Raw genomic sequence first — 23,045 nt, 5'->3', positions numbered from 1 at the left:
AGAGCATATTACTTTTTCGCCCTTTTTACCCTATAAACAATCCTTATACTTTTCCCAATCTCCCTGCCAGAGAGCCTTTTAAATGCTATCACCAAATCTTATAAAAAAGATGCCTAAAAATGATACAACATTTCAAAAATACACAAGGTAAATTTGAGTAAAATCGGATTAATCAATGTCATCAAAAACGATGACAAAGCAACACAAAAGGACAGGGAAAAGATGATCAGAGTCGTTAAACGAAATGGTAGAGTAGAAACCTTAGATGTAGGAAAAATTCAGAAGTATACAGCCGCAGCAGTAGAGGGGCTTGTGCGGGTAAGTCAAAGTGAACTCGAGGTAGATGCCAAGCTGCAATTTCGTGACATGATCTCTTCTCAGGAGATACAACAGACACTGATTAAAACAGCGGTTGACAAGATAGACATTGACAGACCTGACTGGACGTTTGTTGCAGCTAGACTTTTTCTTTACGATCTCTACCATAAAGTCACGGGGTTTACAGGCTATAACCATCTGCGTGAACATTTTGAACGTGGAGAGAAAGAGGGACGTATCGTTCTCGGGCTGAAAGACAAATATGACCTGGATGATCTTAATGATTACATTAAGCCTGAGCGTGATCTGCAGTTCAACTACCTGGGTATTCGTACGCTCTATGACAGATATCTTTTAAAAGACCGTAACGGGACTCCTATTGAATTGCCCCAGCAACTTTTTATGGGTGTGGCTATGTTCCTGGCACAAAACGAGTTTGACTGTCAGACATGGGCGAAAAAGTTTTATGACATTTTGAGTAAATTTGAAGTGATGGCAGCAACACCGACCCTATCCAATGCCAGAACACCGAGACACCAGCTGAGCTCATGTTACATCGGATCGACACCGGATAATATTGAAGGTATCTTTGACGGGTACAAAGAGATGGCATTGCTTTCCAAATTCGGTGGGGGGATCGGTTGGGACTGGTCACTGGTCCGTGGTATGGGTTCATACATTGATGGACACAAGCATGCTGCAGGGGGTATCGTGCCTTTCCTCAAAATAGCCAATGATGTTGCTATAGCCGTAGACCAACTTGGTACACGTAAAGGGGCCATCGCTGTTTACATTGAACCGTGGCATGTTGACATACGTGACTTCCTTGATTTGAAAAAGAACTCAGGAGAAGAGCGTCGTAGAGCACATGACCTTTTCCCTGCGATCTGGCTCAATGACCTTTTCATGAAAAGGGTAGAAGCAGATGAGATGTGGACACTCTTTGATCCATTTGAAGTGACAGAGTTGACAACACTCTATGGTGATGCGTTTGAAGCGCGTTATGTAGAGCTTGAAAATTCAGAGGATAAGATCACGAGAGAAAGAGTTTCTGCGAAAAATCTTTGGAAGGAGATGCTTCGTTCTTACTTTGAAACAGGAAACCCGTTCCTTACATTCAAAGATACAGCAAACAAAGCAAACCCTAACAAGCATGCAGGTGTCATCAGAAGTACAAACCTCTGTACAGAGATTTTCCAGAACACTGCACCGAACACGTATAAAACACGTTTCACATTCGAGGATGGAACGACTGAAGCCTATGATGAAAATGAGATGCTCACTGTAGACAACGGGACAACCAAGCCGGCTAAAAAAGTGACAGCACTTGACAGCATTAACGGTAAACAGATATGGATCGTTGACAAAGAAAAAACGGACGGTGATACCGCAGTATGTAACCTTGCTTCTGTCAACCTTGCCAATGTCAATACCAAAGAAGATATGGAGCGTGTGGTGCCTACAGCGATCCGTATGCTTGACAATGTGATCGACTTGAACTTCTATCCTTTGGCAAAAGTAAAGAAGACCAATGAAAAGTCAAGATCCATTGGTCTTGGTGTCATGGGTGAAGCTCAGATGCTTGCAGAGGCACAGGTAGAGTGGGGAAGCCATGAGCACTTTACTAAAATAGATGAAGTCATGGAGTCCTTCTCTTATTATGCCATTGAGTCATCAAGCAATCTGGCCTTGGAGAAAGGATGTTATCCGAACTTTGAAGGTTCAGACTGGTCTAAAGGTGTTTTCCCTATCGATAAAGCCAATGAGAATGCATGTAAACTGGTTGACAGAGGCGGTCTTTTCGGATATACCCATGACTGGCAGGAACTGAAAGAAAAAGTCAAAACAGACGGTATGAGAAACGGTTACCTTATGGCTATTGCACCGACAAGTTCTATCTCTATTTTGACAGGTACAACACAAGCGATCGAACCGGTCTATAAAAGAAAGTGGTTTGAAGAGAACCTTTCAGGGCTTATCCCGGTTGTTGCACCGAATCTGAATGCAGACACTTGGCAGTATTATACACCGAGTTATGATCTCGATCAGAACCTCCTTGTCAAAGCAGGTGCCATCAGACAAAAATGGCTAGACCAGGGACAGAGTCTGAACATCTTTATCACACTGGATAAAGCAAGCGGTAAGTACCTCAATGAGATCTATATGAATGCCTGGAAGTTCGGATTGAAGTCTACCTACTATCTAAGATCTCAGTCTCCTGAATCTTCTAATGATGTAGAAGATAGATCTATGGAGTGTGTGGGTTGTCAGTAATCACACCTAGATGAGAGTGATGCACTTTTACTCTTTTGAGATTTAGCAGGTGAGTCTCTATCAGTGACCACAATTTTCTGTGGGGGACTGATATTTTGAGTTTAAAACTTTTTACCTCTTCCTTTTCATTTCTTTTTTATATATCTCCAGAATTTTTTTTGTGTAACCCTATTAGTAATTATTATTGTTCCTATAAAAAAGGTTTAAAAGATGAATTAAGCTGTCTAAAATACAAAATAAGACGTTTTAATCCCTTTTTTAACCCTAGATATGGAAAAAATAAAAAAGACGCTTATTTTAAGCAGAAAAAAAGTGGTCAAATTGACAATTCAAGTATGACATTTTTTTAGTCACTTTCAGATTTCACATTCATTACACACAAGAAGAATATAATAGCATTATGAAAACCACAGAGGTTCCTCCTCCCTCCCTTTTATATGCCTCGTGGTTTTCTAGATAGCTTTTGAGTTTATATGGTATGCTCAGAGATGTGTATACCCTCCTTTACAAGAGTCCGAAACATACAAAAGTTATCTTGTTTCAACATTAGAAGCTGTCAAGCATAAGAAGGATTATATACTGTGATGATGTTTGCCGGATAGACTTCACACTTACTTCATACAATAAAGTTATACTTGCCATATGAAAGCCATGAAGGACTCTTATCCCTTTTTGACACTTCAGGCTTTCTAGGTAACTTTTCACTTTGTATGCATCTTGAGTTTCCCTTGATAGGTGCATCTCCTTTTTTCAAATATATTTCCCATGAAAAGTTACCTTTTTAGATACGCTTTTAACTATGAGACAAACAGGATCATATTCGATAAAAATCACATCATTATTTTTTTAGATAAATTAAGATTTTTTTTAGCTTAAAATCTCAGATTTTGACATATAATTCCAATATGGATAGAAATATAAAACTTCCAGAGAAGCTGTCTGTATAGCAGTGATTTAAAAAGAGGAGAGGGTAGGATGACCTTCCAAGAGATTGAGTTTGCTTTGAAAGTAAACGGGGTTGGAAAAGAGGATATGCAAACGCTTATGAATTATTGTAGAACGAAAGGCACGGATTATGCGATTCTTGACGAGATGCTTGTTGAGATGGGATATGACAAGGTCTTTACGGATGAATTCTTTGGATGGGCGGATGCAGATGACGAATACTATGAGGATGACGACTATGATCAGGAGTATTTGGAACGAACCCCACATAAACATAAATGGGACGAATAAACTTTCCTGCGTAAATGTTTATGTGTCTTAGGGCATTTTTCAGATCTTTGACACCTCTCCGTCACTGAATTTGATGAGAGATATTGAAGGTCTGACGGATACAGGCTCAAGTACTTATTTGAGTTTGTCTTTTATCAATTATTCATCGACCTATTCTTACTAAATCATCAGCCAAAATGTGTATAATGTTTTAAAATAATAGATGAAAAAACTATCAAGGTGTACAGATGGAAAGAAAAAGAATATATAACCCCGACTCAAAAGAAAAAACATCTGAAAGAAGAATATTCGGCGGAGATCCAACGGGGATCTTTGAACTGAATGACATTAAGTATCAATGGGCATATAATCTATGGGAGATGATGTTAAATAACACCTGGTTCCCTAAAGAGGTGGATATGACCCGTGATGTCAATGATTATAAACATTTGACGGATGCAGAGAAGTCAGCATACGATAAAGTGCTTGCGCAACTCATTTTTATGGATTCTCTTCAGACCAATAATATCATTGACAATCTAAACCCTTTTATTACTTCTCCCGAAGTCAATCTCATCTTGGTAAGACAGGCATTTGAAGAGGCGCTACACTCTCAGAGTTATGCGGTAATGGTGGACAGTATCTCTACAAACTCTGATGAGATCTATGAGCTTTGGAGAAGAGATATGAAGCTCAAGTCTAAAAATGATGCTATAGCCAAAGTGTATGATGAGCTTACAAGCAATCCTACAGATGCCAATATCGTAAAAGCAATGTTCGCCAATCAAATTCTTGAAGGTATCTACTTTTACAGTGGTTTTGCCTACCTCTATACACTGGCACGTTCAGATAAAATGCTCGGAACCGCACAGATGATACGTTTTATCCAAAGAGATGAGGTGACACACCTTCTTCTGTTCCAGAACATGATCAACTCTACCAAAAAAGAGAGACCGGATCTTTTTACCAAAGAGCTTATTGAGGAAGTGTATGAAATGTTCAGATCCGCAGTCAAGCTTGAGTGTGAATGGGGAGCCTATATCACGCAAGGACAAATACTGGGGCTTACAGATAACATCATCACGCAGTATATTCAATATCTTGCGGATAAAAGATTGCATGCGGTGGGGCTTGAGAAGATCTATAATGTGGAACACCCTATCAAATGGGTAGACAACTTTTCACAGTTTAATGATCAAAAGACAAACTTCTTTGAAGGAAATGTAACGAACTACTCCAAAGGAAGTCTGGACCTGGATGACTTTTAGGTCTTTGCATGTTGATCCTGCCTAAAACCATGGAAGTTGTCACTTTACAGCTTCCTTCGCACAAACGGTATCAGGAAAACCTTGATACACTCCTTTTTCATCTGAGAGAACATCAAGACAAGCACATTGTTGTGGCACCCGAAGTCTTTATGACCTCGTTCGATTATGAGCATATGGCCACGGCTGCAAAATTTTCTGCCAATGCACTGAAAACACTCAAAAAAGAGGTGAACGATCAGATCGTAGTCTTCACCCTTATTCTTGAAGAGGATGGGCATTTTGTGAATCAGGCAGTGGTCATCCATAAGCATAAGATCGTACATCGGCAAGAGAAGGTAAAACTCTTTAAACTGGGAGATGAGGACCTTTATTTTCTCGAAGGGAAAAAGAAGAAGATCAAACCTTTTGAGATCGAAGGGGTGAAGTATGCCATACTGATCTGTTTTGAGCTGCGGTTCAAAGAGCTATGGCAACAGCTGGAAGGTGCGGATGTCGTGTTTGTGCCTTCAAGATGGGGGAAGCCGCGTAAAACACATCTGGAAGTACTCTCCCGTGCGCTGGCTGTGATGAACCAGTGTTATGTTGTCGTTTCAAACTCTTGTGATGAAGATATGGCAAGTGCATCGTCCATTATTTCGCCTACAGGGGAAGTGACGAAAGATGATACACTGGAAGCCGTAGAAGGGTGTATCGACTTCAGAGAGATCAAAAAAATGCGCCGTTATATAGTAATGGACTAGAAAAACAGGATCTCCTGGATAAGCGAAAAAGCCTTTTTAACTTGATTTTAGATAGAATTTCTGCATTATTTGGGATGAGGGACTTGAATTTATGATAAAAGAGAGACAGCGACACAATCTTGTTGCAGAGATCGAGAAACACTTTGCATTGGATGCGCATGTCAGAGAAGCATTGTTGGCTGTTGACAGAGAGACCTTTGTTCCTTCTCAGTTTAAACATCTTGCGTATCAGCTCGAAGCTCTCCCTTTGGCGGCAAGCCAGTGGATATCCTCCCCTCTAACGGTCGCTAAAATGACACAGCACTTGGAGCTTGAAGGCGTTGACTCCGTCCTTGAGATCGGTTGTGGAAGCGGATATCAAGCAGCAATACTCAGCAAGATCTGTCGTCGTGTCTTCACCATAGAGCGTATCGACGAGCTTCTCAAAGAGGCAAAAAGCCGTTTTTCCTCTCTTGAAATGCACAATATCATTACACGTTTTGACGATGGGCAAAGAGGATGGAAGCAGTATGCTCCTTTTGAACGTATACTCTTCTCAGCCACAGCCAAAGAGATACCTGCCGTACTTTTTGAACAATTGGCTGAGGGCGGTATATTGGTGGCCCCTGTGGAAGAGGCAGAAAACTATCATATCATCACACGTTACTATAAGAAAAACGGCCGCATTACGTCTGAGACGATCGAACAGTGCCTCTTTGTCCCCGTACTTGACGGTACCCAAAAATAGATCACCCGTTTTTCTTGCATTAAAAAATCTCTAACACTATACAAATCTCTTAACAAATACATTTAAACCCAAGGAATCATATTCATTATAAAATCTGCCATATAGCACGTTTTATAAGGTTTTCTATCAAGAGATGCAAATTTATGGTTTGCAAATGTCGCTACAGCAATAAACCTTATAAAATATGTTAGATTATAAGGTTTTGGTTTTCAGAGAATTAAGATAGTATATAGTTGATTGAATATAAAGGCTATATACATGAAAAAGATTGGATTGATTCTATTATTACTTTTAACTTCAAATACTTATTCCGAAACCATTAATGGACACACTCTTCCACCAGAACCAGACCCTAAAATCAACAACTCAACACTACTTGGTATAGATTCTAATAACAATGGTGTGCGGGATGATGTGGAGCGTTGGATTTATGAAACATATAAAGACGAACATCCTATACATATAGATATTGCTATGCAGGCAGGGCGAGCATATAAGAAAGTATTAGAAACGCCTGAGAAGGCTAAAGAGATTCATGATTACGTGAGTGCTCCGTCATATTGTGAATCTTACTATAAAATATATGCAAAATATTTTAATGAAGTTCTTCTGGTAATAAAAGATGTTACTAATGAATATTTTAGAAGTAACATAATATTTAATACTCAAGAGAGAAAGAAAGCCTATTTAGAATATGACAGACTACTTAGTGGAGACAGTTATTCTACTCCAAAGATTGGAGAGGGTAAAAAGCTATGTGATTTTAATACAAGTAAATATGAGGAGTAAAAACCTTATAAAATATATAAATTTATGAGGTTTTTAATAGATTGATCTTTAAATGTAATTCTTGGCATTATTTTAGTTTGTATTTTTATACAAGCTCAATTACAAGATTAACTTTCGATTGAATATGAGGATTTTCTTCTGTAAAGCTTTCATAAAATTTATGCTATCATTTACAAAACTGTAAACAGGGGAGAGTATGGAAAAGTTGATGAAGCCTGCTGAGTATGCACAGGAACTGGGTATTTCCAGACAAGCGGTCTACGCGAAAGTCAAGCGGGGGATATTGACAGCGAAAAACGTAGAGGGTAAACTTTACATTGTCGTTGACAATGAGAGAGCAGAAGAAACAGCCTCTAGTGAAAAAGAGACTAGGGTGGTACCCAAAAAGCCCATCTCAACGCAAACCAACACTTCGGTACCTCCTGCAGAGGTGAAAGACTATAAAGCATTACTGAAAGCCAAAGATGAAACGATATCGGTACTCAAAGGCACCGTCAAAGACCTCAAAAAGTCCAATAAGCAGATCTCAACAACACTCAAAGGTGAGATAGACCTGCTCAAAGAGGCATTCTACGAGATGCGTACGCTTTATGTCCATCAGTTAGAGCAGAGAAAATCACAAGAAGCGATAGAGGTGATCTCCGAAGAAGAGAGTATGGACGCTGAAGAGGATCGTTGGATAGGACTCAAAAAATTCTTCAAGCAGCACAAGATCACGAAAGAAAAAGAACAGGCCAAGATCACAAAACGTTTGAAAAAAGCCTATAGATCAGGAGATGAACGCATCATGGGTGTGGAGGGGAAACTCAAGTGTAATGCCAACAAAAGCTATAAGGATATCTTGAAATAATGCAACTTCTTAAGCATCTTTCAACAGAGTATAGTCTCTTTGCAGCCATCATCTCTTATTTTGTCATCACTTATTTTGAACATACGTTGGTGTAGTCAACGCTGGGGAACCTCATAGGTTTTCCGGTACAGGGTGTGATGCTGGGGTTGACCCTGATCGTCAGCATCGTGAACTTCAATGACGGGGAAACCAACATGTTTGAAGGTTTCCTGCATGTGATCTTATTTGTGGTCTTTGTCTACTTATTGTTTATCTGAAGCAAAAAAATAGTTGGACTAGACAAAGAGCCCCACCAGTTTGCTTACGGCTTCGTCATCTGTGAATATCTTGACAGAACGAATGTCGTAGTGGGCAAAATGCTCAGAGAGCTTCTCATCATTCTCTTTGAGTTTTGCAAGATACTTCTCTATGCTTCTTTGCCCAAAGTAGGTATCCATCCTCTTGCCATCCTGCGGATGGGAGAGCGTGACTTCCCCAAGTTTTTTAGGCACTTCTTCTTCTCTGTCCCTGATGATCACCGCAATGACTTCGTGTTTTTGGGAGAGCAACGAGAGATCCATCTCTTCCAAAAAGTCACTCAGAATAAACAGAAGTGAAGGTTTGTGCAGCCTTTTGAAAAGGTCTTGGATCGCAGCACTATAGTCCAGTGCGGTATTGAGCACAGAAGCACTGTAGAGTGTCTGCGAGAACTGTTCTATATGGTAGAGCTGTTTGGTCGGCGGGGTCGTATGGGTTTGTCCCTGCATATAGTGTATCCCTGTAAAAAGGTCATTGTTCTGCTGTGCCGCATAGCCCAGGATGGTGGCTACTTCAGTCAGCTTCTTCTGTTTGGCATTGCCTGCACCAAAATAGAGGCTGGCATCCATGAAGGCAGCGACTACGACGGAGAGTTCACGGTTCGCATGCAGCTCTTTGATATAGGGATGACCCAGTTTTGCCGAAATGGTCCAGTTGATCTTGCGGATGTCATCACCCATCTGGTATTCTCTGAGTTCAGAGAAGTCATACCCTTCTCCCTGGAGCTTAGAGAGATTGTGTCCGCTCAGCAAAGTGTATACCTGGTGTCTGGCTTTGAGCTGCAGGGCTTTAAGGGCTGTATTCATTAGGGTATCGGCAATGTCTCAATGATAGCAGTGATGATCTCATCTGTATGTATACCCTTAGCTCTGGCCTCATAGGAAAGCACGATACGGTGACGGAGTACGTTGTGGATCACATACCCGATGTCTGCAGGACTTACAAAATCATTTCCGCGTAAAAAGGCTTTGGCTTTGGCTGCCTTATAAAGGTCTATCGAGGCCCTTGGGCTTGCTCCGAACATGATGTTCTCGGCAATATCCTCTAAGCCGAACCTGAGAGGGTCTCTGGTTGCAGCGATGATCTGTACCATATAGCGTTCCATCTCCTCATCGACGTGGATCTTCCCGATCTCTTCCTGAAGGGTAAAGAGATCTTCTATACTCAGTACGGTCTGTACTTCACCAAAACTTTTACTTGCTGCTTTTCGCATGATCTCCAGCTCTTGGGCTTCACTGTTGTGCTGGACCACGATCTTCATCATAAAGCGGTCCAGCTGTGCTTCAGGCAGTGCGTAGACGCCTTCCTGTTCTATGGGGTTCTGTGTTGCCATGACCAGGAACGGCCGATCAAGTTTAAAGGTCTCTTCGGCAATGGTGACCTGTCTCTCCTGCATCACTTCAAGCAGGGCGGATTGTACTTTTGCCGGGGCACGGTTGATCTCATCCGCTAGGAGAAGGTGTGTAAAAAGAGGGCCTTTTTTGATGCTGAAGCTGTGGTCCTTCGGGTTATAGATCTGTGCACCGATGATGTCTGAGGGCAAAAGGTCGGGCGTGAACTGGATACGTTTAGACTCTAACCCCAGGGCGCGTGAGAGCGCATTGATAGTGGTGGTCTTTGCAAGTCCCGGTACACCTTCGACCAGTATATGGCCATCACAAAGCAATCCTATGAGCAATCCTTCAACCATGGCTTCCTGGCCTATCACGGCTTTGCTTATCTCGCTTTTAAGTCTGTTTATCTGTTCATTCATATTATTTTCTCCAGAACGTCCTGTTTTACTTGATTCAAGCTGATTTTACCATTTCCATATAAAGAATCTTCCAGTTTTTCTATACTGGAGGTAAATTCACTGTTGTCTGCTGCGATAAGTACCTGCAGTAACGCTTTTTCATCCTTGCAGTTCCGTATCTTCTGTACCAAAGGATGGGCTTCTTTTTCTCTCTTTTTCTTGGTCCATCTCCAGCTAAGCGCAGTCATATAGCCTGCAAAAAATGCCACGATATACCCCGAAAGTGTACGTAGCCAGGACCAGTCCTCCTTGGCGATATCGGGTGAATCTACCGTGTCGACCAAATGACGGGACTCCACCTGCTCAATATTGAACTGCTGTGAAGGGATATCCAGTGTGTAACTTTTTTCGCTTTGAGGATCAAAGGCGATGAGACGTATGGGTGGAAGTGTAAAACTTTGACTATGTGAAAGCGCCATCGGATAGGTTACTGTACTTTGTGTCCCCCCTGTGGTTGCTACAGACTTGACAATAGGTTTTTCTGTAAAACGCGTAAAGTTGCCTTCTTTTGGAAGCACTCTCTCCAGTAGCGGAGGGTACCCTTTTCCTTTGATAGTCACTTGGAAAGGGAGCGGTTCATAGGCCTTGGCTTGATGCTTTTTGATCCCATAGTTTAATGCAAAGTCTCCTACAAGGAGTGTCCCTTCAGGAAGCGGTTTGACCCGGAGCTGTAAAGGAGGCAGATCGATAGGTGTGTTTTTTGTAACCAAAGTCTTCACATTGTCTCTGTCCCCGGAAAAACTGTAAGCCAGACTCTCATCCGTTGTGACTTTTTTGGTGAGATCGAATGTGATGTTGATATCTCCAGACTTTAAAGGGTAGATGAGATAGACATAATGAATTTTGAGATCATGATAGCTTTCTGTTTCCTTGATATCCAGCCTTTGAAACGTATAATCTTCACTTTGGCGGATGTCAAAGTTAAAGAGCATCACGACATCATGATTGGTTTGGTTGAGATCGAGGGTCAGTATGACGGGCTCCTTGACATAAGGCGCCGGTTGATCTACATTCAAAGTATAGGTAAAATCTTCTGCCTGAAGCGTGAGAAAACTTAGAAGAAGAAAGCATAAATGTAAAGCGCTTTTACCAGGGTTGTGTTTCACGTATATATCCTTTATTGATAAGTTCATAGACTTTAGAGCCCAGAGGGTGCTGCTCTTGATTTCCTGCATCTAAAAGCTTGTTCTCCTTCTGCTCTTTTTGTGTTTGGCTCTCTCCGCCTCCACCGCTTCCCGAACTGGGTTCATCTTCACTTTTTGACTCTTTATTCTCCTCTTGTGATTCACTTTTGCTTGAAGAGGAGTCTTGTGATTTCGGGTGCGCGATACCAAGGTCCGCACTCTTTTGGTCGCTCAGAAGTGCCACCAGGCGTAGATTATGTTCAGCATCCGGATCTTCCCCCAACTGCAAGACTTTAGTATAGTAAAGTTTGGCTTTATCGTATGACTCTTGCATCGCATAGGCATTGGCGATATTGTAATAGAGCTGCTGTTTGATCTTTGGAGAAGTGGAACGGATGGTTCTGTAGGTTTGGATCGCTTTTTTAAAGGCACGCTGTTTGTAGTACGTATTTGCCAGTAGCATTTGGCTTTGCAAAGAGCGGGCCTTGATCTGCTGTATCTGCTTTTTTGTCTCATTGAGATCAGAGGTTCTGTAGCTTTGGTAGGCACGGTTCAGATGATAGTTGTCAAGCAGGGAAGCCTCGGCCTGTACCCCTAGAAGGGCAAAGAGTATCAGCAGGTATTTGACAGCGCGCGTATGGAGCATAAAGAACAAGACAAGCGCGACTCCCAAAGGCAGCTGATAGAGCTCCAGGTAATGGCGCTGCATCTTTTGAATGTGTTGTGCCTGATCCGCATTCTCCTGCAATGCATCACTGACCCTGTCCGCTGTGGCTTCGGGGGTACTTGAGGCAGTCACATAAGTGCCTGAAACAGAGGAAGAGAGTGATTCCAAAAGAGGATTGACACGCGAGATGACAAGGTTGTCATCTTTGTCCTTGAGAAGGCTTCCGTCTTTGTTCACAATGGTCGTTCCCAGTGTGCTCCCCAATGCCAAAATGCTCAAAGAGATATCTGCATTTTGGATAAGCGTTGTCAGTTTTCCAAGGTCCTCTTCGTCACCCCCGTCTGTCATAAGTATGAGGTTCTTATGCCCCCTTTTCATGGAAGCGATCCTCTTAAAGAGCGTTTCAAGCGAGGTGCCTTTGGTAAGGATGAACTCCGGGTTGAGATTTGCAAGGGCAATGTTGATCAGGGCATGGTCCGTGGTGGGGGGAGAAAGCAGCAAGGGGTTCGTTGTAAAGGCGATGAGCATGATATTGTCACCCGGATTTTCCTGCAGAAGGGCAGCAATGGTCTCTTTTGCAAAGTCGTAACGTGTCGGTGTGATGTCCGTGGCTTTCATGGAGTAGGAGACATCCAGTGCAATGATAATGTCTTTGGCTTCTATACCGGCTTCTTGCAGTGTCTCTTCCCGGACGGGGCGTGCGAGTGAAAGCACCACAAGCATTAGGATGACAAGATGTACCAAAGGTACCACTTTGCGTGAACTGTACCATAGAAGTAGAGCCAAAGGGATCAGCAGCCATAAAAAGCTTGGATAGAGCAGGGTCATGTTTCACTCCTTCTGGTCCAGAGTACCCAGAGTAAAAGGAGGATGAACACCAGTGCCAAAGGGTAGAGTATCAGCACTCTCTGGTTGAGGTAGTTCTCGCTTCTTATCGCGCTGGGCTCCAGGGCATTGATCTCATCATAGACCTTGGAGAGGGCCTCTGCAGAAGAGGCGGCATAACTTTTAGCACCACTCTGCTTTGCGATGGTCTCAAGCAGAGAAACATCATAATCAGATCGTTTTCCTATCCCTATGGTATAGATCTTGATACCCAGCTCTTTGGCTTTCTGTACCGCTTCTTTAGGTGAAGTCTGTCCTGCATTATGGTATCCGTCCGTAAGGAGGATGATCACTTTGCTCTTTGCCTCACCGTACGAGAGGGTACGGATGGACTGCATGATAGCATCACCCAGGGCCGTACTTTCTCCTGCAAGTCCGACATTGGTCATCTCGAGAAGATAGGAGAGTGATTCAAGGTCATAGGTCAGAGGGGAAGCGGTATAGGCGAAGGTACCAAAAACGACCACCCCCATATTGTCATCAAAACGTTTTGCTATGAAGTCTTTGGAGAGTTCGGTCGTGATCTCATATTTGGTTTTCATCCGGTCTTTGAGATGAAATCCGCTCTGTGCCATAGAACCGCTTGCATCGATGGCGAGAACAAGGTCCCGTCCTTTTTTGTGCTGGTCCGAGATCGCATCATAGACGAAAGGTTTTGCAAGGGCAACGACCATCAGTGTGAAGAGTGCCATTTTCAGCCATGGCTCCCAGCTCAAAAGAGGACTCTGTCGTGTCACCCATGCCAATTTAGGGAAATAATAGGGTTTACTGTACTGTTTGCACCAAAGAAAACAGGGTAAAAGTAACAGTAGCGCCAATAGATAGGGTGAACCGAATGTAAAATGCATGGAGGTATTCTAGCACTTCTATGTTTATTTTAGTATAATAGGGCATGAATAAAATACTTAAAATAACACTTTGGATATTACTGTTTCTATTGCTTACAATCGTAGGCCTCTCTTTTTTCATTTTCAGTCAAACGGGTAACAATATGTTAAAACCCTATGTCAAAGAGAAACTGGAAGAGAAGATAGGGTTGCCGGTTGAGGTCAACACCTTCAAACTCGAGTCTGGGACATCGAGTTTGGAAATAGTCATTAACAAGCAGGCTTTTGTAGATGTGACAACGCAGCATGATCTGTGGAGCCAGTCGTTCGAGGGTACCTATCAGATCAAAACAGACAGGTTCGCTTATAAGGAGATCAAGGTAAAAGAGGTGGATATTCAAGGAAATTTTAAAGGGGATTCCGAAGATATCTATGTCGAGGGACAAGGAAGCGCCCTCGGCGCTGCATTGGACTACCGTTTCAATCTCATCGATGAGAGTGCCCAGAAGATCATGGCTAACATGAAAGGCGCACACTTTTCAGAAGTCTTACAGCTCGCAGGGTATCCTGCTTTGGCAGAAGGAAAACTGGATGTTGAGATCAATATGCCTAAAATGGCTGAAGAGACGGCAAGCGGGTATGGGCATATTGTCCTGAACAAAGCCTCTTTCGATCGTGCATTGGTGGAAGAACTCTATCACTATACCCTTCCTGAAAAAAGTTATGTAGAAGGGAGAGTGGATGCCAAGCTTGAGGGGAAAAGTGCCCAATTGACGGGGGATATACAAAGTAACCTTTTTGCATTGCAGGTCAAAGATGCAGTGATGGATATGGCTACGGATGAAGCAAACGCAGCCTACCGTCTGGATGTGAAGGATATGCGTATCTTGACAAAGAATAAGCTGGCGGGTCCTTTCAAAATAGAAGGGAAGCTAACAAAGAAAGAAGAAAGCACACGTGTGACAGGAACGAGCCGCTCTTTGGGAGGTGTGCTCGATTTTACTCTGGGAGAAACAGCCAAAGTCACTTTGGAGAAGCTCTCTTTAGAGAAGCTTCTGGCTTTTCTCAAACAACCCGACTATGCAAAAGGTGAACTCAGCGGAGACTTGGTGTTGGAGAAGTTGGAAGAAATGTCCGGGACCTATAGACTACAGGTCGATAAAGGGGTATTGAACCCTAAGGCCGTAGAAAAAATGGCAGGATACAAGATCCCCGAAGAGAATACCTTTACTTTCGTATCTAAAGGAGAGATAGACAATGCCCTGCTGAGCGGAAATGTGAAGGTCGTGTCAACACTGACCGATATCACACTTCCTTCGTTCGAATATGATCTGGAACAAAACAGTCTGGTCTCAGAGTATGATCTCCTTGTCCATGATATCAATGCATTGATCCCCCAGGCAAAAAAAGTGAAAGCTACACCGGTCAGTGCCAAAGGGAGACTCACTCTTGCGGATACGCTGAGTATCTCCGGCGTGACGGAAGGACTGGGTAAAAAAGTCGAGTTTGCGTACGACAGCAAAACGGCCAAAGTAGATATCTCCGAGCTTTCCGTAGAGAAGATACTTGCCTTGAGCGGATTGCCTGTCTATGTCAAAGGGACCATAGACAGTCATATAGACTTTACGGATCTTGATCCCGAAGAGGGCACATTCTCTCTAAAGAGCAGCAAACTGGTCACTCAACCGGGTGCAATGAAAGAGTTGACAGGCGAAGCCTTCACCATGAATGCGGTCGTAGAGTCTTCCGGGACATTCAAAGAGGGAAAAGGAACTATCCATACAAAAGTGGAAAGTTCCGTGGGAAACATCACGCTTGACAACATGGTCTATGATGCACAGAAGCAAACGTTGAAAAGTGCTTATACCATCGACATTCCAAATTTAAAGGATGTACAGCCGCTGATTGGTCAAAAACTCTACGGACCTCTTCTCTTGAAAGGGGAGTTGTCTAAAGACAAAATACTACAGATAACGGGGGCAACGACCTCTTTGGGAGGCAAGATCAATTATACCCTTAAAGGGGATAACTTGACCAGTACGATAAGCAGTGTACCTCTGGAAAATATTTTGGGAACACTCGGGCATAAGAAGAACTTTCTGGGATCGGCTTCAGGTAACGCAACCTACAACCTGAAACAAAAATCAGGTGTGGTGGATCTGGATATCGCCTCATTCCAGATCAAACCAAGTGACCTGACCAATGTGATAAGCCTGGCAATAGGAAAGGATCCTGCACGTGTGATCTTCTCCTCCACCAAGTTTCATGCCGATATAAAGGGAAATATTACAGCGTATACGTTGCATGCGACAGGGACAAGCAGCAGTATTGACATCACTGAGGGAAGATTGAACAAGTTAAATAACACCAATACGGCCAGGTTCAAGTTCGTCTATGAAGAACACACGGTAAGAGGAAAGATCAAAGGGTCGGTCGATCATCCGAAAATCACCCTTGATACCTCGGCACTGATCAAAGATAAAATAGATGAGAAGGTTCAGGAAAAGCTCGATAAGGCACTGGGCGGGAAGGCCGGAGAGTTTTTAAAAAGTTTGCCATTTTAATGTGGCAAAGCTATTAAATTGATAATTACTCTCAATTTAATAGCTTTTTAAGAGAAGGTAGATTATACTTCATCAAAATTTAGATAAGTGATAATAGTTATCATTTATATAGGTTATACTACTCCATAAGGAAAATAGGTGGAAAAAATAACCATAGCATTGGCAGGACAGCCAAACGTAGGGAAAAGCTCACTCATTAATGCGATATCCAATGCCACACTCAAAGTAGGTAATTTTTCAGGTGTCACCGTAGATAAAACAGAAGTAGAATTTAGACTGTGCGATGAGGTCAGCTGCAAGGACTATGAGATACATATTATTGACCTGCCGGGTGCCTACTCCTTAACGGAATACACGATAGAAGAGAAGGTCACCAAGAGCTTTTTACAAAGTGATGAATACGATATCATCGTCAATGTCGTAGACTCTACGAACCTTCAGAGAAATCTGCTCTTTACCACACAACTGCTTGAAACGGGCAAGAAAGTGATCGTTGCCCTTAATATGGATGATGAAGCAAAAAAAGAAGGGATAGAGATAGACGAGAAACAGCTTTCGGCTATTCTTGGTGTACCCTGCATTAAAACCTCAGCCGCACAAAAGACCGGAGTAGAAGCACTAAAAAAGGCCATTATTTCTGTCTATGAACAAGATGAGACGAGAGCAAAAGTCATCTACAGTGATCCTATAGAAGAAGAGATAGAGACGATCGTCACTTTCTTAAAAGAGAAAAATTACCAAAGCAGGATCCCCTATCGGCAGTTGGCAGTTCGGCTGCTTCAGGAAGATGTAGATGTGTATAAAATAATGCACGATGAACCTATCTGGATAGAGATGCTTCCGATCGTAAGAGAAGGGCTTAACCACCTTTATCTGCATAACAATACAAAAGACCTCAATGAGATCTTTGCGGATGAACATTTTGCCTTTGCCAAAGGTGCGAAGATGGAAGTGATGTCTATGACAGGGATGAAAGCCAAGAACCTGACACAAAAGATAGACAATCTTCTTATTAACAAGATCCTGGGCATACCGCTTTTCCTGTTCTTTATGTGGGCACTGTTCCAACTTACGTTTGAACTGGGCTCTGTACCTATGGATTATATCGATGCCGCCTTTGGGTGGCTGGGAGATCAGGCCAAGTCAGTACTGGGTGAGGGTGAACTGGGTTCACTGGTTGCAGACGGGATGATAGCAGGTGTAGGAGCGGTCATCATGTTCCTTCCAAATATTCTGATCCTCTTCATAGGTATTGCTTTGCTGGAAACGACAGGCTATATGAGCCGTGTGGCCTTTTTGCTGGACGGTTTTTTCCACAAGTTCGGGCTGCACGGAAAGAGCTTTATTCCTCTGGTCACGGGGTTTGGATGTTCTGTACCCGCATATATGGCGGCACGGACCCTTAAAAATGAAAAAGACAGATTGATCACGCTTTTCATCATAGGATTTATGTCCTGTGGTGCCAGATTGCCGATCTACGTGCTTTTTGCAGGTGCATTTTTTGCCGAAGAAAAGGCAGGAAATATCTTGTTTATCATTTATATTTCAGGAGCCATTTTGGGTCTGATCGCTGCAAAGGTGCTGAAAATGTTTGTCTTTAAAGGCGAAGATGAACCGTTCGTCATGGAGATGCCAAAATACCGTATGCCGTCACTGAAACTCATCTGGCACACGGTGTACGGTCAGGCGAAGTCTTACCTTAAAAAAGCAGGAACCTACATTTTGGCTGCAGCTATACTGATCTGGTTTGCAGGGAACTACCCTAAGAACAGTGAGCTTGAAACACAGTATGAAACGAAGATCGCACAAGCGGTCAATGAGAAAGAGAAAAACCAATTACACAATGAACTCTCCGCACGTTTGCTTGAAGAGAGTTACCTGGGTAAGATAGGGCATGCTTCCGAACCATTTTTTGCACCGCTCGGGTTTGACTGGCGTATGGCAGTAGCTCTTGAAGCAGGACTTGCGGCAAAAGAGGTGGTGGTATCGACACTGGGAGTACTTTATGCCCTTGGAGATGAAGTGGATGAAGGCAATGAGGGACTGATAGCAAAGATCAAAGCGAACATCCCGTTTGCAGCGGCGATAGCATTTGTGGTCTTTGTAATGGTATACCTGCCTTGTCTGGCGGCATCCATGGTCTTTGCCAAAGAGGCCGGAGGGTGGAAATACTTGGTCTATCTTTTCGTGATGACTACTGCAACAGCTTGGATATTGAGTTTTATAGCGTACCATGTGACGTTAATGATAACAGGAGTGTAAGATGGTATTGAGTGAATTACATAAAGGTGATAAAGCTGAGATCATACAGGTACATGCAGACAAGGCTTTAAAAGACAGGCTGACCTCATTTGGCGTGATGCGCGGTGAAATCCTTTTTGTCAAAGGGTGTTCCATTGCCAAGCAGACGATGGAGATAGAAGTAGGTTCAACACTGATCGCATTGCGTGCAGTTGAAGCAGGCAAAATAGAAGTAGAGCAAATAGAGCATTAATATCCCGTGAAAAAGAGAATAGTCTATATTCTGTTGATCATGGGTATGCCTCTTTATGCAGAGACTCTTGGGCATGCGTTATCCAATACGCAGAGTGATGGCATGGTTAGGCTGGGGTATCAAAGCCATAAAGCGGAAGATAACACAGAGACGGAATTTGCACTAGGTCTGAAACTGCATTTTGAAACAGCACCTTACCATGGTCTACAGGCAGGTGCAACACTTTTTACTTCCCAGGGTAATGGAGAAGAGGGGTTTGAAGGCATCCCTTTTTTTGATAAGAACAATGAAGATTATGCCATCTTGGGTGAAGCCTACTTGAAAGGCACACTCTCCGATACGAAACTGGTTGTAGGACGACAGAGTTTTGATACGCCTTTTGCCGACAGTGACGATATAGGGATGGTCCCTAATACCTTTGAGGCTTTGACGCTGCTCGATACCTCACTCAAAGATACAACGATATTTCTTTCACATGTACAAAAATGGTCAGGTGTTGACAGTGAAACACCGGGTACATTTAGTGATGTCAATGCGAATAAGGGCATGCAAATACTGGGTATCACCTATGAAGGTGTGAGCAAAATGATACTATCCGGATGGTTCTATCACTTGAAGGATGAAGTTAAAATAAGCTATTTCGAAGCCAATTACGAAGAGGAAACCGATAGCTTTATTTACGGTGCTGCACTTCAATATGCCTTTCAAGATTATGATAATGCAGAGAGTGCAGCGATTTATGGTGCAGCAGCATCTTTTGGTCTTAAAAAGGCAGGACTGACAACAACGATCGCCTACAATAAAGTCAAAGGCAGTGCCGCAGACAACTTCTTTGGCGGTGGGCCGTTCTTCACCAATGCAGAACATAATACCCTTAGAGAAGAAGGACCGGATGGAGAGACCCTGCTCTATACCATATCATGGGATGCCTCTGCCGTAGGAGCTGAAGGATTGCATTTTACAGCAAATATAGATGCCCATACAGGAGATCAAACCCGTGCACGAGAATATGACATTGGGATGGGCTATGCGTATAGTGATTCTGTCAACTTTTCAGCTATCTTCTCTGATGTCCAAAATGGAGATCTCTCTTTTCAAAACCTCAGGATGTTTGTCAATTACTTTTTTTAGATCACACTTCTTTCAGGTGAAAACTGTTTTGGTATAATTTTTTGATATACTCATGTCAGATCAAGATAAAATGGAAGGTCAATGAAAAGAATTAAACAGATACTCAGAGATCTATCTCTACGCTTTGGACTTATTGCTGCTTTTATGTTCACCTCAGGTGCCAATGCAAATACCCATTTGGAATTTCATGAAGCTGCCTCAACGGTGATGATCAATTCGCTGCAGACCCAACCTTCAAATAGTTTTTTAAAACAACTCTATACACGGCTTTTCTTCGTGCCTCTCTGGATAGATGAGGATTCTGTCTCTTCCTTCAGCCAAGAACTTTTTAGACAGATCACACAGGATAAAACGCTCGATACGACCTCCAAACTCTATCAGGATGCGCTCCGTTTGGAGCAAAAAGCCCAAGATATTTACAGTTCAAATGGCACCTTGTCCCAAAAAGTAGATCTCGAATTTAAAATCTCACAACTCTATAAAGGGTATGCTGACTATACGCTGTACGGCAGTATTAACTGGGGTGCATTTCAAGATAGACTTTACAATCTGAAAGCACAGGGTATATATGCAGGATGGGTGACGTACAGACCTGGGTTTGGTCCACTTTCACTTCTTGAAACGGCAGCAATGAGCGGTAGTTTATCAGAATTGTTCGCTCAGGCAGCACCCAAAGAGTACCACTATAAAGCACTTCAGACATCACTCATCAAATACCAGGAGATGCAAAAAAGTGGCGGATGGCCGATCATAGCGTTTAAAGGTGTCCTCAAACCGGGTGAATCCCATGATATCGTTCCTCTTTTGAGAGAGAGACTGCGTATCACAGGAGATTATGGCAGATGTAACAGCAGGGAAGAGTACAGGTATGATAGCTGTTTAAAAGAGGCTATTGTGCATTTTCAAAAACGTCATGGTTTGGAAGATGAAGGTATCATCGGGACAAAGACCATGGCAGCGCTCAATGTACCGATCGAAAAACGTATTGAACAGATACGTTTGAATCTTGATCGTATCAAATGGCTTCATGAACGCAATGCAAAACGGCACATCATCATTAATATCCCTGCATTTACACTCTTTTTTGAAGAAGATAACGCGTTGCGCCTACAGATGGAAGTGATCACAGGAACAAGAAAAAATCCTACACCGGTATTCTCCAATACCGTACGAACCATTGTACTGAATCCGCATTGGAACGTACCCAAGAGCATTATCCAAAAAGAGATGATCCCCAAGATATTTAGAGATCCCCATGCCATGGCAAAAGAGAAAATAGAGATCTATACAGGGTGGGGACCAGATGCCGAGAAAGTGCGTGCAAGTTCTGTAAACTGGGGGCAGTACCGTTACAGCAAAACCGTGCCGTACCGTTTTGCGCAGACACCGGGGTATCATAATGCCCTGGGAAAAGTGAAATTTCTTTTTCCAAACCAGTTTTCTGTTTATATGCATGATACACCGGCAAAAAATCTTTTTGAACGTAATGTAAGGGCCTTCAGTCACGGGTGTATCCGTCTTTCTAAACCCATAGAGTTGCTGGAAACATTCTCTACCTTTAATGAGACGATAGACTTTGAGAAGGCACAGGAGAGGCTCAAGGGCACAAGAAAAGAGTTTTTGAGCTTAACAGAGAAAGTTCCTGTAGATGTGGTGTATCTGACCGCTTATGTAGATTACGATGGCGTGCTGCAGTTTAGAAATGATATCTACGGGTATGACCATATGCAACTTCAGTCTTACAGAAAATGGTAATGGCTTTTAAGTATGCTATCGCCCTCACAGGAAGTATCGCGACGGGGAAAAGTACGACTGTAAAGCTTCTTGAAGCTTCCGGGTTTCATATCATAGATGCCGACAAGATCGCCCACAAGATACTGGATGAACAGCATCAGGCGATCGCTGAGAAATTCGGTGAATCGTTGGTAGATGAGGGGAAGGTGGACAGAAAGGCTTTGGGAGCCATGGTCTTTTCCGACCACACGAAGCGTAAAGCACTTGAAGCACTGCTCCATCCGCTGATCTATGATGAGATCGAACGTCTCTCCACCGAACAGGACAAATTGGGGAAACCCTATTTTATTGATATTCCCCTCTTTTTTGAAAATGAACGCTACCCTATCAAAAAATCGCTCGTGGTCTATACAACAGAAGCACAACAGCTTGAACGCCTGATGCAGAGGGAAGGGTATACGAAAGAAGAGGCACTCAATCGTATACAGGCACAAATCCCTGTCGAAGAAAAACGTAAACGGGCTACCTATGTTATAGATAATAGTGGTACACTTACACAATTAGAAAAAGAATGTGAACGCGTAAAAGAGGAGATACTTTATGACAGTGACTAAATATTCGGCCAGCGGCAATGATTTTGTAATGTTTGTGGCACAAAAGAAGGCCGATAGATCAGAACTTGCCAAAAAACTCTGCCATAGACAAAATGGTGTAGGAGCAGATGGTCTTGTAGTGGTGTTGCCACACCCCGAATATGATTTTGAATGGGAATTCTACAATGCAGACGGAAGTGTTGCAGATATGTGCGGTAATGCAAGTAGAGCGGTAGCCCACTTTGCACTGGAAAAAGGCATCGCCAAAGACAATAAAGCAGAGTTCCTCACCGGTGCAGGCGTGATACGTGCCACCATCAATGGCCTTTATGTGGTGAGTGACATGGTCCCTCCGGAGATCATCAGCAAAGAGATAGAAGAGTATGGTGAAAATTGGTGGCTGATCAATTCGGGTGTGCCTCATCTCGTAGCCGTGAGAGACGATATAGATGAGTTCAACATAGAAGAGGCACGTATTTTGCGTCACAAATATAATGCGAATGTGGATATCTGTACCGTCAAAGATGATGCACTCTATGTCCGCACCTACGAGCGTGGTGTGGAAGATGAAACCTTGGCCTGTGGGACAGGGATGGTCGCATGTTTTATACGTTGTCATAAAGAGGGTAAAGTCTCTGATAAGATGAAAGTGTATCCTACAAGCGGGGAGGAACTCTATGTGAGCTATGAAGAGGGTGTGTACAGATTTGGCGGCAAGGTAACTAAGACATTTGTTGCTGAGACCCTGATATAATG

The 23,045-nt window shown here is 42.9% G+C and carries 19 protein-coding genes; 14 read left to right on the top strand and 5 right to left on the bottom strand.

Going from position 1 to position 23,045, the window contains the following annotated elements; genetic code table 11:
* The first annotated feature begins 222 nt into the window (after positions 1-222).
* From LDM98_RS08495 to LDM98_RS08465, 7 genes are all read left to right on the top strand, one after another.
* Entirely contained in the window at positions 223-2,592 is a 2,370-nt protein-coding gene (locus LDM98_RS08495) for a ribonucleoside-diphosphate reductase subunit alpha (protein ID WP_223899075.1), read from the top strand.
* A 975-nt stretch (positions 2,593-3,567) separates the two neighbouring features.
* Positions 3,568-3,828, top strand: coding sequence for a hypothetical protein (locus tag LDM98_RS08490; RefSeq protein ID WP_223898980.1), 261 nt, complete (start codon positions 3,568-3,570; stop codon positions 3,826-3,828).
* Between the two features lie 227 nt (positions 3,829-4,055).
* On the top strand, positions 4,056-5,075 hold the full coding sequence (locus LDM98_RS08485) for a ribonucleotide-diphosphate reductase subunit beta (RefSeq protein ID WP_223898979.1): 1,020 nt from the start codon (positions 4,056-4,058) through the stop codon (positions 5,073-5,075).
* 8 nt (positions 5,076-5,083) lie between these two features.
* Positions 5,084-5,815: a carbon-nitrogen hydrolase family protein gene (locus LDM98_RS08480; protein WP_223898978.1), complete on the top strand. Its 732-nt coding sequence runs from the start codon at positions 5,084-5,086 to the stop codon at positions 5,813-5,815.
* Between the two features lie 91 nt (positions 5,816-5,906).
* The gene (locus LDM98_RS08475; RefSeq protein WP_223898977.1) at positions 5,907-6,542 is read left to right on the top strand and encodes a protein-L-isoaspartate(D-aspartate) O-methyltransferase; all 636 of its coding nucleotides are present in this window, start codon (positions 5,907-5,909) and stop codon (positions 6,540-6,542) included.
* Between the two features lie 258 nt (positions 6,543-6,800).
* A complete protein-coding gene (locus tag LDM98_RS08470; RefSeq protein ID WP_223898976.1) occupies positions 6,801-7,331 on the top strand; it encodes a hypothetical protein in 531 nt (176 codons plus the stop codon).
* A gap of 196 nt (positions 7,332-7,527) precedes the next feature.
* Positions 7,528-8,181: a DUF3972 domain-containing protein gene (locus LDM98_RS08465; RefSeq protein WP_223898975.1), complete on the top strand. Its 654-nt coding sequence runs from the start codon at positions 7,528-7,530 to the stop codon at positions 8,179-8,181.
* Positions 8,182-8,456: 275 nt separating this feature from the next.
* Here LDM98_RS08465 and LDM98_RS08460 read toward each other — a convergent pair whose 3' ends face one another.
* The 5 genes from LDM98_RS08460 to LDM98_RS08440 are packed head-to-tail and all read right to left on the bottom strand — an operon-like array spanning position 8,457 to position 13,794.
* Positions 8,457-9,284 carry a DUF58 domain-containing protein gene (locus LDM98_RS08460; protein WP_223898974.1) on the bottom strand — a complete coding sequence of 276 codons (828 nt, stop codon included), beginning with the start codon at positions 9,282-9,284 and terminating at the stop codon, positions 8,457-8,459.
* Positions 9,284-10,231: a MoxR family ATPase gene (locus tag LDM98_RS08455; RefSeq protein WP_223898973.1), complete on the bottom strand. Its 948-nt coding sequence runs from the start codon at positions 10,229-10,231 to the stop codon at positions 9,284-9,286. Before LDM98_RS08455 ends, LDM98_RS08460 begins: the two co-directional genes overlap by 1 nt.
* Complete coding sequence (locus LDM98_RS08450; RefSeq protein ID WP_223898972.1) at positions 10,228-11,376, bottom strand: hypothetical protein; 1,149 nt, start codon at positions 11,374-11,376, stop codon at positions 10,228-10,230. The genes LDM98_RS08455 and LDM98_RS08450 overlap by 4 nt, the downstream gene beginning before the upstream one ends.
* Positions 11,357-12,889: a VWA domain-containing protein gene (locus tag LDM98_RS08445; protein ID WP_223898971.1), complete on the bottom strand. Its 1,533-nt coding sequence runs from the start codon at positions 12,887-12,889 to the stop codon at positions 11,357-11,359. The genes LDM98_RS08450 and LDM98_RS08445 overlap by 20 nt, the downstream gene beginning before the upstream one ends.
* Complete coding sequence (locus LDM98_RS08440) at positions 12,886-13,794, bottom strand: VWA domain-containing protein (protein WP_223898970.1); 909 nt, start codon at positions 13,792-13,794, stop codon at positions 12,886-12,888. The genes LDM98_RS08445 and LDM98_RS08440 overlap by 4 nt, the downstream gene beginning before the upstream one ends.
* A 44-nt stretch (positions 13,795-13,838) precedes the next feature.
* Here LDM98_RS08440 and LDM98_RS08435 point away from each other — a divergent pair, with 44 nt between their 5' ends.
* The 7 genes from LDM98_RS08435 (at position 13,839) to dapF (ending at position 23,043) form a co-directional block, all read left to right on the top strand.
* On the top strand, positions 13,839-16,337 hold the full coding sequence (locus LDM98_RS08435) for a hypothetical protein (protein ID WP_223898969.1): 2,499 nt from the start codon (positions 13,839-13,841) through the stop codon (positions 16,335-16,337).
* Positions 16,338-16,475: 138 nt separating this feature from the next.
* Positions 16,476-18,599, top strand: a complete 2,124-nt coding sequence (feoB, locus tag LDM98_RS08430; protein WP_223898968.1) for a ferrous iron transport protein B — start codon at positions 16,476-16,478, stop codon at positions 18,597-18,599.
* Between the two features lies 1 nt (position 18,600).
* On the top strand, positions 18,601-18,831 hold the full coding sequence (locus tag LDM98_RS08425) for a FeoA family protein (RefSeq protein ID WP_223898967.1): 231 nt from the start codon (positions 18,601-18,603) through the stop codon (positions 18,829-18,831).
* 6 nt (positions 18,832-18,837) lie between these two features.
* Positions 18,838-19,962 (top strand): OprD family outer membrane porin, encoded by a 1,125-nt coding sequence (locus tag LDM98_RS08420; protein WP_223898966.1) that lies wholly within the window; start codon positions 18,838-18,840, stop codon positions 19,960-19,962.
* A gap of 81 nt (positions 19,963-20,043) precedes the next feature.
* On the top strand, positions 20,044-21,717 hold the full coding sequence (locus tag LDM98_RS08415) for a murein L,D-transpeptidase (protein ID WP_223898965.1): 1,674 nt from the start codon (positions 20,044-20,046) through the stop codon (positions 21,715-21,717).
* Positions 21,717-22,310 carry a dephospho-CoA kinase gene (gene coaE, locus LDM98_RS08410; protein WP_223898964.1) on the top strand — a complete coding sequence of 198 codons (594 nt, stop codon included), beginning with the start codon at positions 21,717-21,719 and terminating at the stop codon, positions 22,308-22,310. The genes LDM98_RS08415 and coaE overlap by 1 nt, the downstream gene beginning before the upstream one ends.
* Positions 22,297-23,043, top strand: coding sequence for a diaminopimelate epimerase (gene dapF / locus LDM98_RS08405; protein ID WP_223898963.1), 747 nt, complete (start codon positions 22,297-22,299; stop codon positions 23,041-23,043). Before coaE ends, dapF begins: the two co-directional genes overlap by 14 nt.
* The last annotated feature ends 2 nt before the right edge of the window (positions 23,044-23,045 follow it).

The organism is Sulfurovum sp. TSL1, assembly GCF_019972135.1.
In the GTDB taxonomy this organism is placed as follows: Bacteria; Campylobacterota; Campylobacteria; order Campylobacterales; family Sulfurovaceae; genus Sulfurovum.
This window is presented reverse-complemented; position numbering and strand designations above follow the sequence as displayed.

Bases quoted from the DNA above. Each gene is read 5' to 3' on its own strand.
- LDM98_RS08415 (WP_223898965.1), top strand. From the start codon at position 20,044: ATGAAAAGAATTAAACAGATACTCAGAGATCTATCTCTACGCTTTGGA.
- LDM98_RS08445 (WP_223898971.1), bottom strand. From the start codon at position 12,889: ATGACCCTGCTCTATCCAAGCTTTTTATGGCTGCTGATCCCTTTGGCT.
- LDM98_RS08435 (WP_223898969.1), top strand. From the start codon at position 13,839: ATGAATAAAATACTTAAAATAACACTTTGGATATTACTGTTTCTATTG.
- coaE (WP_223898964.1), top strand. From the start codon at position 21,717: ATGGCTTTTAAGTATGCTATCGCCCTCACAGGAAGTATCGCGACGGGG.
- LDM98_RS08475 (WP_223898977.1), top strand. From the start codon at position 5,907: ATGATAAAAGAGAGACAGCGACACAATCTTGTTGCAGAGATCGAGAAA.
- LDM98_RS08490 (WP_223898980.1), top strand. From the start codon at position 3,568: ATGACCTTCCAAGAGATTGAGTTTGCTTTGAAAGTAAACGGGGTTGGA.
- LDM98_RS08440 (WP_223898970.1), bottom strand. From the start codon at position 13,794: ATGCATTTTACATTCGGTTCACCCTATCTATTGGCGCTACTGTTACTT.
- LDM98_RS08425 (WP_223898967.1), top strand. From the start codon at position 18,601: ATGGTATTGAGTGAATTACATAAAGGTGATAAAGCTGAGATCATACAG.
- LDM98_RS08460 (WP_223898974.1), bottom strand. From the start codon at position 9,284: ATGAATACAGCCCTTAAAGCCCTGCAGCTCAAAGCCAGACACCAGGTA.
- LDM98_RS08485 (WP_223898979.1), top strand. From the start codon at position 4,056: ATGGAAAGAAAAAGAATATATAACCCCGACTCAAAAGAAAAAACATCT.
- dapF (WP_223898963.1), top strand. From the start codon at position 22,297: ATGACAGTGACTAAATATTCGGCCAGCGGCAATGATTTTGTAATGTTT.
- LDM98_RS08465 (WP_223898975.1), top strand. From the start codon at position 7,528: ATGGAAAAGTTGATGAAGCCTGCTGAGTATGCACAGGAACTGGGTATT.
- LDM98_RS08470 (WP_223898976.1), top strand. From the start codon at position 6,801: ATGAAAAAGATTGGATTGATTCTATTATTACTTTTAACTTCAAATACT.
- LDM98_RS08455 (WP_223898973.1), bottom strand. From the start codon at position 10,231: ATGAATGAACAGATAAACAGACTTAAAAGCGAGATAAGCAAAGCCGTG.
- LDM98_RS08495 (WP_223899075.1), top strand. From the start codon at position 223: ATGATCAGAGTCGTTAAACGAAATGGTAGAGTAGAAACCTTAGATGTA.
- LDM98_RS08480 (WP_223898978.1), top strand. From the start codon at position 5,084: ATGTTGATCCTGCCTAAAACCATGGAAGTTGTCACTTTACAGCTTCCT.